Here is a 14,181-nt window from a genome sequence, read left to right on the forward strand (position 1 = left end):
TGTCAGCTCCTGCTGCGAGCGGGTTGGTTGGGCGCCATCACATCGTCGTCCTCGATGGCCGAAAGCGGGCGTGCGGGGGTATGTTCGCGGCCCGGGCCGCCGTGGCGTTCCTGCGAGCCCTCGTCGATCACCGGGCCCTTGCGCACCAGTCGCAGCATGTAGGCAATGCCTACGCCGAACACGAAGAAGTAGGACACCACGAACAGGCCGAGCGTCAGCGCGAGTTCGGGCACGTTGTGCGGCGTGACGGCATCGGCGGTGCGCTGCAGTCCGTAGACGACCCACGGCTGGCGCCCGATCTCGGTGGTGAACCAGCCCGCCAGGATCGCGACCAGTCCCGCCGGCCCCATCCACAGCGCCACGTGCAGGAACGGCCTTGACTGGAACAGCCGCTTGCCGCGTCTCAGCCACAGGCTCCACAGGCCCAGCAGGATCATCAGCACGCCCAGCCCGACCATCACGCGGAATGACCAGAACAGGATGGTGGAGTTTGGCCGGTCCTGCGGCGCGAATTCCTTCAGGCCCTTGATCTGTCCGTCGAGACTGTGCGTGAGGATCAGGCTGCCCAGGCGCGGAATGCCCACGGCAAAGCGGGTTTCTTCACGCTCCATGTCGGGCCAGCCGAACAGCAGCAGCGGGACGCCTTGCTCGCCGTGGCTTTCCCAATGGCCTTCCATCGCGGCAATCTTGGCCGGCTGGTGCTTGAGCGTGTTGATGCCATGCATGTCGCCGATCACGGCCTGGATCGGCGCAACGATCAGCAGCATCCACATCGCCATCGACAGCATCTTGCGGATGGCCGGGTTGTCGCGGCCACGCAGCAGATGCCACGCCCCTGATGCGCCGACGAACAGTGCCGTGGCGAGGAAGGCTGCCACGCTCATATGCACCAGGCGGTAGGGGAACGACGGGTTGAAGATGACCTGGAACCAGTCGGTCGGCACGACACGGCCATTGATGATTTCGTAGCCCTGCGGGGTTTGCATCCAGCTGTTGGAGGCCAGGATCCAGGTCGCCGAGATCAGCGTGCCCAGCGCGACCATGACGGTCGCGAAGAAATGCAGCCCGGGTCCGACGCGGTTCCAGCCGAAAAGCATGACGCCAAGGAAGCCTGCCTCGAGGAAGAACGCGGTCAGCACTTCATAGGTCAGCAACGGGCCGGTGATGCTGCCCGCGAACTCGGAGAAAAAGCTCCAGTTGGTGCCGAACTGGTACGCCATGACGAGTCCCGACACCACGCCCATGCCGAAATTGACTGCAAAGATCTTCGACCAGAAGTGGTACAGGTCGCGGTAGACCGGTCGCTGCGTGCGCAGCCAGCAGCCCTCGAGCACCGCGAGATACGCGGCCAGGCCGATGGTGATGGCCGGAAAGATGATGTGGAAGGAAATGGTGAAGCCGAACTGGATACGGGCGAGTTCGAGCGCGGTGAAGCCAAACATGTCTTGTTCTCCGTGGCGCTGGCCCTTTGCACGTCGTCGGCTACACCGTCATGCCCGTAAGGCGTGGAGGTTGGCCGACAGCGCGCCAGGGGCGCGGGCCGTTGGCGCGTGCGGTGAGCGTAGTGTACGCCGCATGCGCCGCCATGTGCCGGCAAGGGCGCCGGACGCCGGGCGACATATCGTCGCATGACGGCTCGGGCCTTTGTCGCACGGTTCGATGCTAAGCGTTCGCGCGCCTGGAAAACAGAAGCAATGGATGCGAAAAAGACCGTATCAGATGCAGGCCGTGACAACGCGCGACAAAAAGGGCATATTCGTCAACTTTTCGCTTTCGGCCGATTGCTCCCCGCATGGACTTCACCCTGATCATTGTCATCCTCGGCGCAGCCGTTGCCGGCTTCGTGCAGGGCCTCTCAGGGTTCGCCTTCGGCATGGTCGCCATGTCCTTCTGGGCCTGGACCATCGAGCCACACATGGCGTCGGCCATGACGGTATTCGGCGCGCTGACCGGGCAGCTTCTGTCAGCGTTTTCGGTACGGCGCGGCCTGTCGCTGCGCCGCTTGTGGCCGTTCGTGGCGGGTGGGCTGGTCGGCATTCCTATCGGCGTGGCGATCTTGCCGGCATTGAATGCCCAGCTGTTCAAGGCAGTGTTCGGTGCCTTCCTGACGCTGTGGTGTCCGGTGATGCTGATGGCGCCGCGCTTGCCTGCGGTTACGCATGGCGGGCGTCTGGCAGATAGCGTGGCCGGGGCTGCCGGCGGTGTGATGGGCGGGATCGGCGGATTTACCGGCGTGATTCCCACGCTGTGGTGCACGCTGCGGGGGTTCGACAAGGACGAGCAGCGCGCGGTGATCCAGAACTTCAACCTGGCCACGCTGGCGGTGACCATGGCCACCTACGTCGGCAAGGGCATTGTCACGCGCGACATGCTGCCGATGTTCCTGGTGGTGGCGCCCGCGATGCTGATTCCGTCGCTGCTCGGCGCCCGGGTGTACCTGGGCATCAGCGAGGCCGCATTCCGCAAGATTGTGCTGACACTATTGACGGCGTCAGGCGTGGTTCTGCTGGTGTCCTCGCTGCCCGGCCTGCTGGGACGGCCGTGACCCGGTCAGTCCGGGGGCGGGACGCGGGCCCCCGTTGAACGGCTGGGAAGGGCTATGCAATGCTGACGGAGTCGCTCTGCGACGCAATCAGGCGCGGCTTCGGATCACACTTGCACAGGCACCAGTCATAGCTCAACGCCTGCTCACGGCCATCCGGCCCCCGATTGGGCAGCCGTTCGCCTACGCACGCTATCTTGCCCGTTGTCTTGCATTTTGGGCACCAGACGGGGTCGCCTTCATACGCCAACGCGCGACCGTTCAGCATTTCGGTCCGGGAAGTCGCAATGACTTTGCCGCTGGTCGTAGTGGTGTCGCCGTCGAGAATGTCGTGACGTTGGTTCATGATCCATTCCTTGGAATCATGTCGTAACATATAGCGATAGATGGCCCCGACTATGGGTGAGAAAGTTTGGATATGGCCCGTCGGACGGTAGTTGCATTTTTGAAGAGAAAGTGAGAAATTTTCCCCTCTTTCTTCCCGTCGAATCCAGATCCGAATAAATCAGAAATATCCTTATTTTCTGAGAATAAGAGGGCATCGCCGAATTTCTTGAAGTCATACGCGTGTACTTCGTAGTAATCCCCTTCTGTGTTGGTACCAGGCAGGTAGTAGTGCCATTTGACTATTGCGATTATTGGCTGGCGAGAATTCATCCTGACTTTGAAGATGCTCATCAGTTCTGGTGGGGATGGCCCATTTTGGGTAAATGTCGCGATGTGGAAATGATTTTCTCGTTCGTTAATGAAACTTATCGATAAACTCTCAAGTTCGTTGTGAACTTGGTTTACTTCGATCCAATCTCTGCTTGAGATGAGATTGATGCGGTACCGTTCAGTCTGCGGAGTCGAAAAAGGTGACGATCCCTCCTGCGCGAGAGCAGGCGACAGGAACAGCACAAGCAAGGTGATTATTCGTATGAATGGAGATATGGTTATCATTTTCCAATGCCTTTGAATATTCCTGCCTCGAAAATCTTGTGAAAATGATTCCTGCGCTCGCCGTAGCTGTCAGTGTTCTTGTTGATCAATGCGGTTATTGAGTCCACCTTTGCGTTAGCATTGTCGCTGTTGGTTTTGTCCGCAATATTGTAAAGCTGATGTGCAAGCCAATAATATACACCGGAGCGCGTTCCATACTGTGTTGTGGATAGCAAATCTGGATTGGTTTCGAAGTCTTGAGCGTCTGATGTCCAATATCGTGAATATCCGCGCGTAAAATCGCTATAATTTGCCCTTCCCGTGGTCTGCTTCAGACCTCTCCCTCGGTATTTCCATCCGTCTCCACTTGAAATTGCACCATTTCCATTCTTATGTTCATATGCCCTATTGGCGATCGCCTCGGCATTGCCTGGTGTAGGTGGCTTGTATCCATACAGCTCCGCCTCAGCGGGGTGTCGCTTGAAATAACTGAAAATTGCGAGACGACTAGGCGTGTAGTATCTGAGATCCTCGTCAAGGATGCAGTTTGGGCCTGCTTCTTGCCGAACCTGCGCGAAAAAATGGCTCAAGCGAATTTCGGAATCCAAATGATATTGCTCGATATTCGCGCTTATCTCCGCGGCAATTCCTGCCAATCTGGCATCGGGCACGGATGTCGATGGCCATATCACTCGTAGCATCGCCAAAGTGACTAAGGGGCGTCTTGCGCAGAAATTCGCAACCAGCGCAACCGGGTGAATATGCAGCACGGTCGCGCTGACCGGAAATCCGGCCACCTTGCCCTTTACTTCATCCCACCATTGCAGCTTCTTGATCCGCTCCAGTTCGCACAGCCAGTTGGCCTTGGCATTGCGCATCAGGGGCGTAATGGCATTCCACCGGCTCATATCCCCGCCCCATTCGCTTTCATAGCGAAGGATTACCCGAGACAGTGCCTGGGCGAACGCCGGCACGCGCATGGCCGACTGGATGGCCCGGGCCGTCACTCGGCCGCCCTTGTTCTTGCCGTCGCCAGCGCCCAGTTTCGCGAGCGTCTGCTCCAGCTTGAGCAACAACGGGCTGTTGTTCACCGCCGCCAGCGACGGCTCGAACTCCTTCTGTTCTTTCCAACTGGCGGCGCCGGTGATGACCAGATTGCGCCGGAAGGCATCGGCGATCTGGATGCCGGTGGCATCTACGGTTTCGAAGCCGGGCCACGCCCACGGGCTTTCCCATTTCGTGCCAGGATGGTTCTTCTCGCATAACCACCCCCTGGCATTCTTGCCATCGGCGGTGGTGAACCGCACTTGCCACCATTTGACCTTCTGGTCGTCAGCGGCCTTGTCCCGGGTCTCCAAGGCTTCCAGTTGTCGGCGCGGGAAGACGAGAAGAAAGCCATTGGCGGGGTCTGCACTGCCTTGCAGGCTCAGCGGGAACCGGCTCCAGGCCGGCGTGTCGTCCTGGCGTTCGCCAGGTTCGTCCGCTCGATCCAGACCGGCGGACCGTCGAACTCGTAGGCGATCCCCATTATTCCCAGATACATGGGCTGAACCTTGATCCACGGGCCGCCGGTCGGGCTGTCCGCAGTCGGCTCCACCTTCTGCACCGCATGGTAAAGCCTCAGCTTGCGGTCCGCCGTTGGAATGGCCCCTACCAGCTTTGCACCGCTATTGAGAACCAGCAGGCTGCGCTGGTCCGCTGGCAATTGCGCAGCCCTTGCGCGGCTCTTGGCAAGGAACGCACTGAAGCCATCGTCGGTAAAGACTTCCAGATGCAGTATCTGACGCCGGGCGATGGGCGGCAGGGGTGTCGCACGCTCGTAGTCGTGGTATTCGCCAAGCTGTCCCAGCGGTGTGCCCGCCTTCACCGGTATTGGCTTGCCTGGAATGACGACCTGATCCAGTTGCCTGGGCTCCTTGGTGGGCTGGTGGCCGCGCAGGTTGACCCAGCCCCAGTCGCCCTTGGGCGTGACGGGAGCCTCCTCCGCACCGCCGGGCATTTCCCACGGCACATTCAGGTCTTCCGAGCCAAAGGTGCTGCCGGCAGTCGGGCTGATCATCGCGCCCTTGGTGATTGACTGGAGATGTCCCCACTCACCGCGCCTTTCACGGACGATGACCTCGCTGCCTTCGGGCAGGAAGCCAACTTGCTCGCCCGCTGTGAACTGGCCTCGCCTCCTGCCGGCCCTCGGCTCGGTCCAGATGAAGGCGCCGGCCGCGGCAGGCGCATCGCCGCCGGGCGAGGGATGCTGGTGGTCCTTGCCGAGAATCCGGAAGGCGTCGACATCCCACCAGAAAGGGCGGCGTAGCTTTTCGTCAGCCAAGTAAGTAGACCAGTCAGCCATATGCAGGTACAGGCTGTAGAGGCCATGCGTTTCGTCAACTGGCCGTGCGCCGGTGCTGTTGGGCGCCGGCGGCATGGTCATGCGGTGGCGCACCAGTACAAAACCCGTCGAGTACGCCGCCCATTTGCCATCGGCGAATTGCAGGTGCGGGTAGCGATCATTGATCCGGTACGCGATGATCTCGCCGTCCGCGATGCAGCGCACGCCGCCGGCCTGGTCCATATTGGGCGCGGTGCCGCCACCGAAATGCGCTCCGCCATGCGGGAAGCCATTCACGCCAAGCGGAAAGAAGACATCGTCCATCGACGACAAGGCGTCATAGAACCTTTGTGGATCGGTGACTTCCTTCTTTTTTGCATCGGCAAACGGGTACGTCCACGTCGGCGTTGCAGGCGCAGTGGGCGTAGAGGCGGGCGCCGGTGACGGCGTGGATGCGGGAAGCGGTCGAGCGGGCATGTCTTGCGGTGTGTCGAGAGGGGAGATTTGGGGAGCGGCGCGGCGTGGTTGCCGCCATGAGCCGGAGTGGCGGGAACCGTGTGCCCCCGTATCGGGCAGGTCCGTGCTGGTTGGCAAGGAGGCTTTCCGTACTGCCGAGCCTGGTTCCTGCCGCAGCCAGGACAATGCCTTCTCCTTCATGTCGCCCGGTGTCACCTGTTCGATGCAGCAGGCGTCAATACGGATATAGGAGCCACCCGCGCCGATCCAGACTTCCTTGTCCGCCGTCAGGATCAGCTTGCCGTCGGTGCTGGAAATAGCGAGGTCCTTCAAGGCAGTCATGGAAAGCGCATCGCTTTGCGCCTGAATCTGGACCTTGCCGCGTGCAGCAAACAGCTTGATGCCCAAGCCATGGGCGAACAGGGAGAGCGCATCGCCTGCGGCCATCACGATGTTCTTCAGCGCGCTGACAGCAAAGCCTGCGCCCGTTGCCACATTCACGTCCTTGTCCGCGCCAATGCAGACGCGATCCGGCGTCGAGACCGCAACACCCTTGGGGGCCGACAGCAGCAGGACGGCGTCCTTCAACTCGCTTACGCTTGCCTTGAGCCACGCATTCTCGGCCTTCAGGTCAGCGATCTCGGCCTTGGCGGACTTGGCTGCGTCGCTCCAACACCTGGGCCTGCGCTTGCACCATCTCCAACTGCTTTAGAGCCGCGCTGGTGTCGTTTTGATTGCCGTTCGCCCGCTGCTGGATATCCGCTGACAGCAGCAGCCCGCCCCCTGCGCGTACCGCGCCTTGCCTGTCGGTGCGCAACTCGAATCCCTCGCCGCGCTTTTTGTGTTTGCCATCAACGATATGGCCGAGGGTGAGCTGGCTTTTACCGGAATGCTCGGTCGACAGCTTGGCGTGTTCCTCGCCCTCCCAGTCCTCAATCTCGAACTTGGTGTCGCCCTGTGTTCGGATGACGTTGCGCGAGAGCCATCGGTCCCGATTGGTGATCAAGTCCGTGTGCTGGCTGTTGTGCTGCACATGCGCGATATACGGCTTGTTGGGGTTGCCATCGCGGAAGGCCACGTCCACGTACGTGCCGTCGGTCAGCGGGAAGTGGAATCCCGTCTGCAACGCCCCCGCGAACGGCTTGGCGAGCGCTAGCGGCACGCTCTCGCCGCCGTTGGGCCAGGTCTCGAAGTCAAAATCGAAGCGGACGATGTAACGGCCGTCCTGCGTAAGGTAGGCGTACTTGTACCGGTCGGGCGACGTGACCCGCGCGCTCAGGGTTCCGGCGATGCGCGGCCAGTTCGCCTCGTCCATCGGCAGGCGGAAGCGCCGGTCCGAGGGGATAGCCTGGAAGGTATTGCGGTAGGCCGCCTCGCGCCCGCCGCTGTGGACGACCTCCGTGATGACCTGGCCGTTGGGCGCATCGGGCAGCGCCAGGTCCATGCGCAGGATGCGTGCCGGGCACAGCGCCAGCACATTGCTTTCGCCTGCATAGCGCAACTGCCAGGAAAACGCCGCCTCATGGCGCAATTGCGCTTGCCACCTGGCGTCTTCGAAGTCCAGGTGATGCGTGCCGAAAACGTAAGACTGGCCGTAGGTCGTTTTTTCCTTGGGCGCGACGTTGGCCTCGCCGGTGGGTCGCTCCCAGGCCTTGTCCGGATTGTAGTCCGCGACCCGGAACGATTCCGGTATGGTCTTCGCGTGGGTCTTGATCGAGAACACCGCTTCCAGGCCGGATTCCAGTCCGGCCGTCTCGCGATAGGGCACCCGCAGTTCCGGCTGGTAGATGTAGTGGTCGATGTCGTCGCCGAAGACCGCCATCTCGCCGAATTTGCCGGGGGTGAAATAGAAATAGATTCCCTCCTGTTCGCATAGCAGTCGGATGTATGCCAGGTCCGACAACTCGTACTGCATCCGGAACGCGTGCTGCAAATACTTGCGGCGCAGTTTGAAATCGAACTGATGGCCCTGGAGGCCGTGGCGACGCAGGATCGCCTCGATGATCTGCGGGGCAGTTTGCTGCTGGTAAATGCGGCTGGCGCGCGTGAGCCTCAGTCGCGCGAGCAGCGGCTCCACCACGATCTCGTAGCCACAGAAGTCCCGGGTCTGGCTGGTCTGGCTGAAGTGTGTAATGCAGCCTGCAAACTTGCGAGGCTCGCTGCCGTCCGCGGGCTCGATCAGGAAGGCGGCTTCCTTGCCAAGATAGTGCGCCCGTTCCAGCGCCAGCGGATGCGTCAGCCGGATGGTGACGGTATAGGGCTCACCCAGCCGTTCCACGGCTTTGAATGACACCACTGACAGCGCGGCAGCGCTTGCCGCGCCGGGTACTTCCAGAAAGTAAGTCTGCCGCCCAGTCAGTCCCTTGCGCTGGGCATCTCCATACGTCTTCAGTCGTTCAACCTGGTCCGCCATGGCTTGCGCTCCGTCGTCAACGTTGTCGAACTTCTTGCAGGCACCACGCATCGTCGGACCCATGGTTTGATGTGCTGCAAATTAGCCGCTTTCCGTAACGCCGGGGAGCACTGCAGCACGGGACGGTGTGCCTTTTCGACTTGCGTCAACGTCTACGCGCAAATACGTAAAGCCCTATATCTGCGGCATTGCTTCAGTGATAGTCGGAGTCGGGACGAGGGGCGAGTGCCACCCACCCGACGGCCGTGATATCAGGACGCAGCGGCTGTGTGCCATGGCACATGGCGGGAGGGGGCGGATGGCGTGGCCGGGGCTGCCGGCGGTGTGGTGGGCGGCGGGATCAGCCGATTTTCCGTCGTCATTCCCGCGCTGTGGTGTACTACCTATGTCGGCAGGGGCTGTCACGCGCGACATGCTGCCGATGTTCCGGCTGGCGTCCCCGCTGCCCGTGACCCAGTCAGCCTGGGTCAAGGCGCGGGGCAGAGCAAGGGGGTCAGGCGATGTGGTGGACCCACCCGAAGGTGTCGGCTTCCTTGCCACGCTGGATGCCGGTCAGCAGCGAACGGATGCGGCGCGTAACTTCGCCTTCGCCGCCGTCGCCGATCGGAAATTCGCCACCGGCATGGCGCACGGTGCCGATGGCGGTGACCACGGCCGCGGTGCCGCATGCGAAGGTCTCCTTGACGCGGCCGCTCTTGGCATCAGCCTGCCATGCTTCGAACGCGTACGGGGTTTCGGAAACCTTGAGGCCTTCGCGGCGAGCCAGTTCGATGATCGACGCCCGCGTGATGCCGGGCAGGATCGTGCCGGACAGCGGCGGGGTCTGCAGCGAGCCGTCGTCCATGACGAAGAACACGTTCATGCCGCCGAGTTCCTCGATCCAGCGGTGTTCCGCGGCGTCTAGGAAGACCACCTGGTCGCAGCCCTTCTGCGAGGCTTCGGTCTGCGCGATCAGGCTGGCGGCATAGTTGCCGCCGCACTTCGCCGCGCCGGTGCCGCCGGGCGCCGCACGCGTGTACTGGTCCGATACCCACACCGTGACGGCCGACTTGCCGCCCTTGAAGTACGGGCCGACCGGGCACGCGATCACGCAGAACACATACTCGGCCGCGGCACGCACGCCCAGGAAGGTCTCGTTGGCGAACATGAACGGACGCAGGTACAGGCTGCCGTCGCCGCCGGGAATCCAGTCGCGGTCGATGTCCACGAGCGCCTCCACGGCGCGCAGGAAATCAGCTTCCGGCAAGTCGGCCATCGACATGCGGGCGGCCGAGGCGCGAAAGCGCTTGGCGTTTTCCTGCGGGCGGAACAGCGAGATCTTGCCGTCCGCGCCGCGGTAAGCCTTCATGCCTTCGAAGATTTCCTGCGCGTAGTGCAGGACGGCGCAGGCCGGGTCGATCTGGAACGGGCGGCGAGCTTCCACCTTGGCGTCATGCCAGCCACGGCCTTCGGTCCAGCGGATCGTGACCATGTGGTCGGTGAATACGCGTCCGAAGGCGGGGTCGACCAGCGCGGCCGCGATCTTGTCGGCCGGCGTGGGATTGGGGTGACGTTCCACGGTGAACTGCAATTGGTTGTCAGCGCTCATGTTTCTGTGTCTCTTCGTCTTCGGAGGGGAATCCGGATTTCCGATGCAATGCGTGCAAGATAGAGTCCCGGGTTCAGGCCAAAAAGCGGCGATAACGACGCATAACCGACCTCTCGTCCGGGAACAGGAAGAAGTGTAACTCGATGTTGCGGTGCAGCATCGAGTCGATTGGGCCTGATGCGCGTGGTCTTGCGCGCATCGGAGCGGCAAGGATCAGGACTTTGTCCTCTGTTGCCGCGCCGTGACTGCATCGGCCAGCATGTCGAGGACTGCGACGGAGTCTTCCCATCCGATGCAGGCGTCGGTAATGCTCTGGCCGTAGGTCAGTTCGCTCGGGTTGTGCTGACCCGGCGTGAACTTTTGCGCCCCAGGGACCAGGTGGCTCTCGACCATCACGCCAAAGACCGAGCGGCTGCCGCCGCTGACCTGTTGCGCCACGTCGCGCGCGACGTCGACCTGGCGCTGGTGCTGCTTGCTGCTGTTGGCGTGGCTGCAATCGACCATCAGGCGCCGGTCAAGGCCGGCCGCTTCGAGTTCCCTGCAGGCCGCTTCCACCGAGTCGGCGTCATAGTTCGGGGTTTTCCCGCCGCGCAGAATGACGTGGCAGTCCGGATTGCCGCGCGTGTGTACCGTCGCGACCTGCCCGTTCTTGTGCACCCCAAGGAAATGGTGCGGACGCGAGCCGGCCTGGATTGCGTCGATCGCGATCTTGATATTGCCGTCGGTACCATTCTTGAAGCCGATCGGCGCCGAGGTGCCCGATGCCAGTTCACGGTGGATCTGGCTTTCCGTGGTGCGCGCGCCGATGGCGCCCCAGCTGATCAGGTCACCGATGTATTGAGGCGAGATCACGTCCAGGAACTCACCCGCAGCCGGCAGGCCGAGTCGATTGATGTCGACCAGGAGATGGCGTGCCATGCGGAGTCCCTCGTCGATGCGATAGCTTTCGTCAAGATACGGGTCGTTGATCAGGCCTTTCCAGCCGACCGTGGTACGGGGCTTTTCAAAGTACACCCGCATGACGATTTCCAGCGTCGCGGCGTGGCGAACGCGCTGCGCCATCAACCGCTGCGCGTAGTCGAGCGCGGCGTGCGGGTCGTGGATGGAGCAAGGCCCCATGATGACGAGCAGGCGGTCATCTTCGCCGTGCAGGATGCGGGAAATGCGTTGCCGCGTGGTCGTGACCAGCGATTCAACCGGCGTACCGTTGATGGGAAAGAACCGGATCAGGTGTTCAGGCGGCGGCAACGGGATGATATCGTCGACGCGGGCGTCGTCCGATACGCTGGTGCGGTCCGAGGGCCTTGGCCAGCCCTCGGCCGTGCTGTGATTAGAGGTCTGCGGATCTTGCATGGCGTGTGCTCGATGATCGGGGCAAAGCGGTATGGTAGCCCTAGTGGCCGGTCTGCCGGAAGGTATGGGCCATGCAAGCGTCAATCGGCTGGTGTCAGCCGCCGCTGCAGCCACAGCCGCCCCCGCCACCGCCACAGGAGCCGCCGGCTGCCTGTTCGGCCTTGAAGGGGTGGACGACAAAATCGATCACCACAGCCTCCTGGTCGCGCTGGACGTACTCGATCTGAATCTGGTTGCGGTAGCGCTGGCGCAGTTGTTCCAGCAGTGGCTGCGGGTCGTGGTCGTTGACGAAGCGCATCGTTTCCCCGTCGCCCAGGGATTCCAGCGCGCCGAAGATGGCGGCATGGCGGAAGCGCTTCGAAATGCCCCTGGCGTCGAACAGGAAGGGCGTGTGGGCCGTGCTCATGGTCATTCCTCGCTGATTGGCTAAGGCGTAGCAGCTTACCGGGGCGCTGCCAGCTGCATTTGACCTAGCGCAACGATTCACGACACGCCGCCGGATGGCTTCAATGCCGCCGCTGCGCGCCGCAGGTAGTCGATCATCTGCACCGCGCTGCTGGTCAGCGGGCGTTCGCGCAAGGTCATGACGCCAACCGGCGGCAGTTCGACCGGCACCTCCATGGCGAGGATCCGCACGCGGCCCTCGGCCTCCATCGCCAGCGCGGCGGAACGCGCCATGAAGCCCGCGGCATCGCGTTCGACGGCAAAGGTGGCCAGCGCGAGGTAGGACGACGATTCGATCACGTCCTGCGGCGGATGCAGACCGTGCTGGTGGAAAGCCTGCTCGATCTTGACCCGCAGCGAGGCCCACGGCGGCGGCAGCACGCATGGCACCTCCGCCAGGTCGCGCCAGCCCGGGTTGGCCTTGCGGGTGAGCCGGTGCCCGCGCCTGACCACGGCCACCATGGGATCGGCATACAAGGCTTCGGCCAGCAGGTCGGGGGCGGCGTAGCCAGGTTCCAGCCGGCCCACGATCAGGTCCAGTTCGCTCAGGCGCAGTTTGGGCAGCAGGTGGGGCAGGTCGCCTTCCTCGATCAGCACGGTGGCGCGCGGCGAGCGCTCCTTGAGCATGCTGACCGCGCGCGCCAGCAAGGCCGGCAGCGCCGCCCCCATCGAGCCGATGCGGATGCGCCCCGACGCACCGCTTTCCACGGCCGCGATTTCGTCGCGCGTCTGCTCGTATTGCGCCAGCACCGAGCGCGCAAACCGCACCAGCGATTCGCCGGCCGCGGTTGGTTCGGTACCCCGCGTGGAGCGCGTGAACAGTGCCATGCCTAGCATCTTCTCGACCTCGGTCAGCACCCGCGAAACGGCCGGCTGGCTGACGGACAGGAATTCCGCCGTGCGGCCCAGGTGCCGGAATTCGTCGAGCGCCACCAGCAGTTGCAGGTGGCGTAACTTGATGTTGGAGCGCAGCGCGCGATCGATGTTGGCCATGCCCGAGTCTACATAACGATGATGTTATGAAGCAATGCCAGTTTTTGATTGGATTGTTATGTTGGGCGGGAACACAATGCACGGCATAGCGCGGTCGGACCCTCCGCCGCATAACAACCGAGACACCCCACATGACCCCAGGACTCCTCAATCCGAAGCGTCGTCAACTGCTCATCGGCGGTGCGGCGGCCGCTGCCGCGGGTACGGCCGGCATGCTGCTGCCCGGCGCAGCGCAGGCTGCCGCGGCGGAGTATCCCGAGCGTCCGATCACGTTCATCTGCCCGTGGCCCGTTGGCGGGACCGCGGACCAGTCGATGCGTGCCCTGTGCCAGGTGGCATCCGGCATCATGAAACAGTCGATCGTGGTCGAGAACCGCGCGGGCGCGTCCGGCATGATTGGCACCAAGGCGCTGGCGCGGGCCAATCCTGACGGCTACACCATCGGCCAGATCCCGATCTCGGTCACGCGCTTCTCGCAGCTCGGCATGCTGCAGCTCGATCCGCGCACCGAGCTGACCTACCTGGCGCGGACTTCCGGGCAGACCTTCGGCGTTGCCGTGCCGGTCAACTCGCGCTTCAAGACCATGCAGGACGTGGTGGCGGCGGCCAAGGCCAATCCGGGCCGGATCACCTATGCCCATGCAGGCATCGGCGGCGCCACGCATGTGGGCATGGAGCAGTTCGCGCTGGCGGCGGGCGTGAAGTTCAACGCCATTGCCTACAAGGGCGGTGCCGCAGCGTTGCAGGATGTGCTGGCCGGACAGGTCGACCTGCTGGCCGATTCCAGTTCGTGGGCCCCGCATGTCGAGGCCGGCAAGCTGCGCCTGCTGTCCACCTGGGGCGAACAGCGCGCCACGCGCTTCAAGGACACGCCGACGCTGAAGGAGCTGGGCTACGACGTGGTGGTGGAGGCACCAAACGGTATCGGCGCACCGAAGGGGCTGCCGCCTGCCGTAGAGAAGAAGCTGCGCGACGCCTTCCGTGCCGCGGTGGCGAGCACCGAGTTCCACAACGTGGCGGCGCGCCTGGACGCGCCCGTGATGTATCTCGATGGCCCCGACTACAAGAAGTACGTGGCAACCGTCTACGCCCAGGAAACCCAGCTCATCCAGAAGCTGAGGCTCAAGGAACTGCTGCAGCAAGGTTGA

Annotated in this window: 9 protein-coding genes and 2 pseudogenes; 2 read left to right on the plus strand and 9 right to left on the minus strand. The window is 62.8% G+C overall.

Features of this window, described 5'->3' with window-relative positions; genetic code table 11:
- Positions 1-2 precede the first annotated feature (2 nt).
- Positions 3-1,442 carry a cytochrome ubiquinol oxidase subunit I gene (locus tag AC3FKH_RS10210; protein WP_488675181.1) on the minus strand — a complete coding sequence of 480 codons (1,440 nt, stop codon included), beginning with the start codon at positions 1,440-1,442 and terminating at the stop codon, positions 3-5.
- 350 nt (positions 1,443-1,792) lie between these two features.
- On the opposite strand from AC3FKH_RS10210, the gene AC3FKH_RS10215 reads away from it, so the two are divergent.
- Complete coding sequence (locus tag AC3FKH_RS10215; RefSeq protein ID WP_488675183.1) at positions 1,793-2,545, plus strand: sulfite exporter TauE/SafE family protein; 753 nt, start codon at positions 1,793-1,795, stop codon at positions 2,543-2,545.
- 52 nt (positions 2,546-2,597) lie between these two features.
- Here the strand turns inward: AC3FKH_RS10215 and AC3FKH_RS10220 are convergent, their stop codons facing one another.
- From AC3FKH_RS10220 to AC3FKH_RS10255, 8 genes and pseudogenes are all read right to left on the minus strand, one after another.
- Positions 2,598-2,888: a PAAR domain-containing protein gene (locus AC3FKH_RS10220; protein WP_488675185.1), complete on the minus strand. Its 291-nt coding sequence runs from the start codon at positions 2,886-2,888 to the stop codon at positions 2,598-2,600.
- Positions 2,889-2,938: 50 nt separating this feature from the next.
- Positions 2,939-3,448 carry a hypothetical protein gene (locus AC3FKH_RS10225; RefSeq protein WP_488675187.1) on the minus strand — a complete coding sequence of 170 codons (510 nt, stop codon included), beginning with the start codon at positions 3,446-3,448 and terminating at the stop codon, positions 2,939-2,941.
- A 32-nt stretch (positions 3,449-3,480) separates the two neighbouring features.
- Positions 3,481-5,025: a glycoside hydrolase family 19 protein gene (locus AC3FKH_RS10230; RefSeq protein WP_488675654.1), complete on the minus strand. Its 1,545-nt coding sequence runs from the start codon at positions 5,023-5,025 to the stop codon at positions 3,481-3,483.
- 1,343 nt (positions 5,026-6,368) lie between these two features.
- A pseudogene (locus AC3FKH_RS10235) lies at positions 6,369-8,655 on the minus strand (type VI secretion system Vgr family protein); the annotation flags it as partial.
- 493 nt (positions 8,656-9,148) lie between these two features.
- Complete coding sequence (locus tag AC3FKH_RS10240) at positions 9,149-10,243, minus strand: branched-chain amino acid aminotransferase (RefSeq protein ID WP_488675189.1); 1,095 nt, start codon at positions 10,241-10,243, stop codon at positions 9,149-9,151.
- Positions 10,244-10,456: 213 nt separating this feature from the next.
- Entirely contained in the window at positions 10,457-11,596 is a 1,140-nt protein-coding gene (locus AC3FKH_RS10245; RefSeq protein ID WP_488675191.1) for a 3-deoxy-7-phosphoheptulonate synthase, read from the minus strand.
- Between the two features lie 172 nt (positions 11,597-11,768).
- Positions 11,769-12,002, minus strand: a pseudogene (locus AC3FKH_RS10250) (DUF2249 domain-containing protein); the annotation flags it as partial.
- Between the two features lie 77 nt (positions 12,003-12,079).
- The gene (locus AC3FKH_RS10255) at positions 12,080-13,033 is read right to left on the minus strand and encodes a LysR substrate-binding domain-containing protein (protein WP_488675193.1); all 954 of its coding nucleotides are present in this window, start codon (positions 13,031-13,033) and stop codon (positions 12,080-12,082) included.
- Positions 13,034-13,164: 131 nt separating this feature from the next.
- On the opposite strand from AC3FKH_RS10255, the gene AC3FKH_RS10260 reads away from it, so the two are divergent.
- Entirely contained in the window at positions 13,165-14,181 is a 1,017-nt protein-coding gene (locus tag AC3FKH_RS10260) for a tripartite tricarboxylate transporter substrate binding protein (RefSeq protein WP_488675195.1), read from the plus strand.

Source organism: Cupriavidus sp. 21MJTG02-4, assembly GCF_057798975.1.

Excerpts from the sequence above, each read along its gene's own strand:
- AC3FKH_RS10210 (WP_488675181.1), bottom strand. The coding sequence starts at position 1,442 with ATGTTTGGCTTCACCGCGCTCGAACTCGCCCGTATCCAGTTCGGCTTC.
- AC3FKH_RS10255 (WP_488675193.1), bottom strand. The coding sequence starts at position 13,033 with ATGGCCAACATCGATCGCGCGCTGCGCTCCAACATCAAGTTACGCCAC.
- AC3FKH_RS10215 (WP_488675183.1), top strand. The coding sequence starts at position 1,793 with ATGGACTTCACCCTGATCATTGTCATCCTCGGCGCAGCCGTTGCCGGC.
- AC3FKH_RS10240 (WP_488675189.1), bottom strand. The coding sequence starts at position 10,243 with ATGAGCGCTGACAACCAATTGCAGTTCACCGTGGAACGTCACCCCAAT.
- AC3FKH_RS10220 (WP_488675185.1), bottom strand. The coding sequence starts at position 2,888 with ATGAACCAACGTCACGACATTCTCGACGGCGACACCACTACGACCAGC.
- AC3FKH_RS10260 (WP_488675195.1), top strand. The coding sequence starts at position 13,165 with ATGACCCCAGGACTCCTCAATCCGAAGCGTCGTCAACTGCTCATCGGC.
- AC3FKH_RS10245 (WP_488675191.1), bottom strand. The coding sequence starts at position 11,596 with ATGCAAGATCCGCAGACCTCTAATCACAGCACGGCCGAGGGCTGGCCA.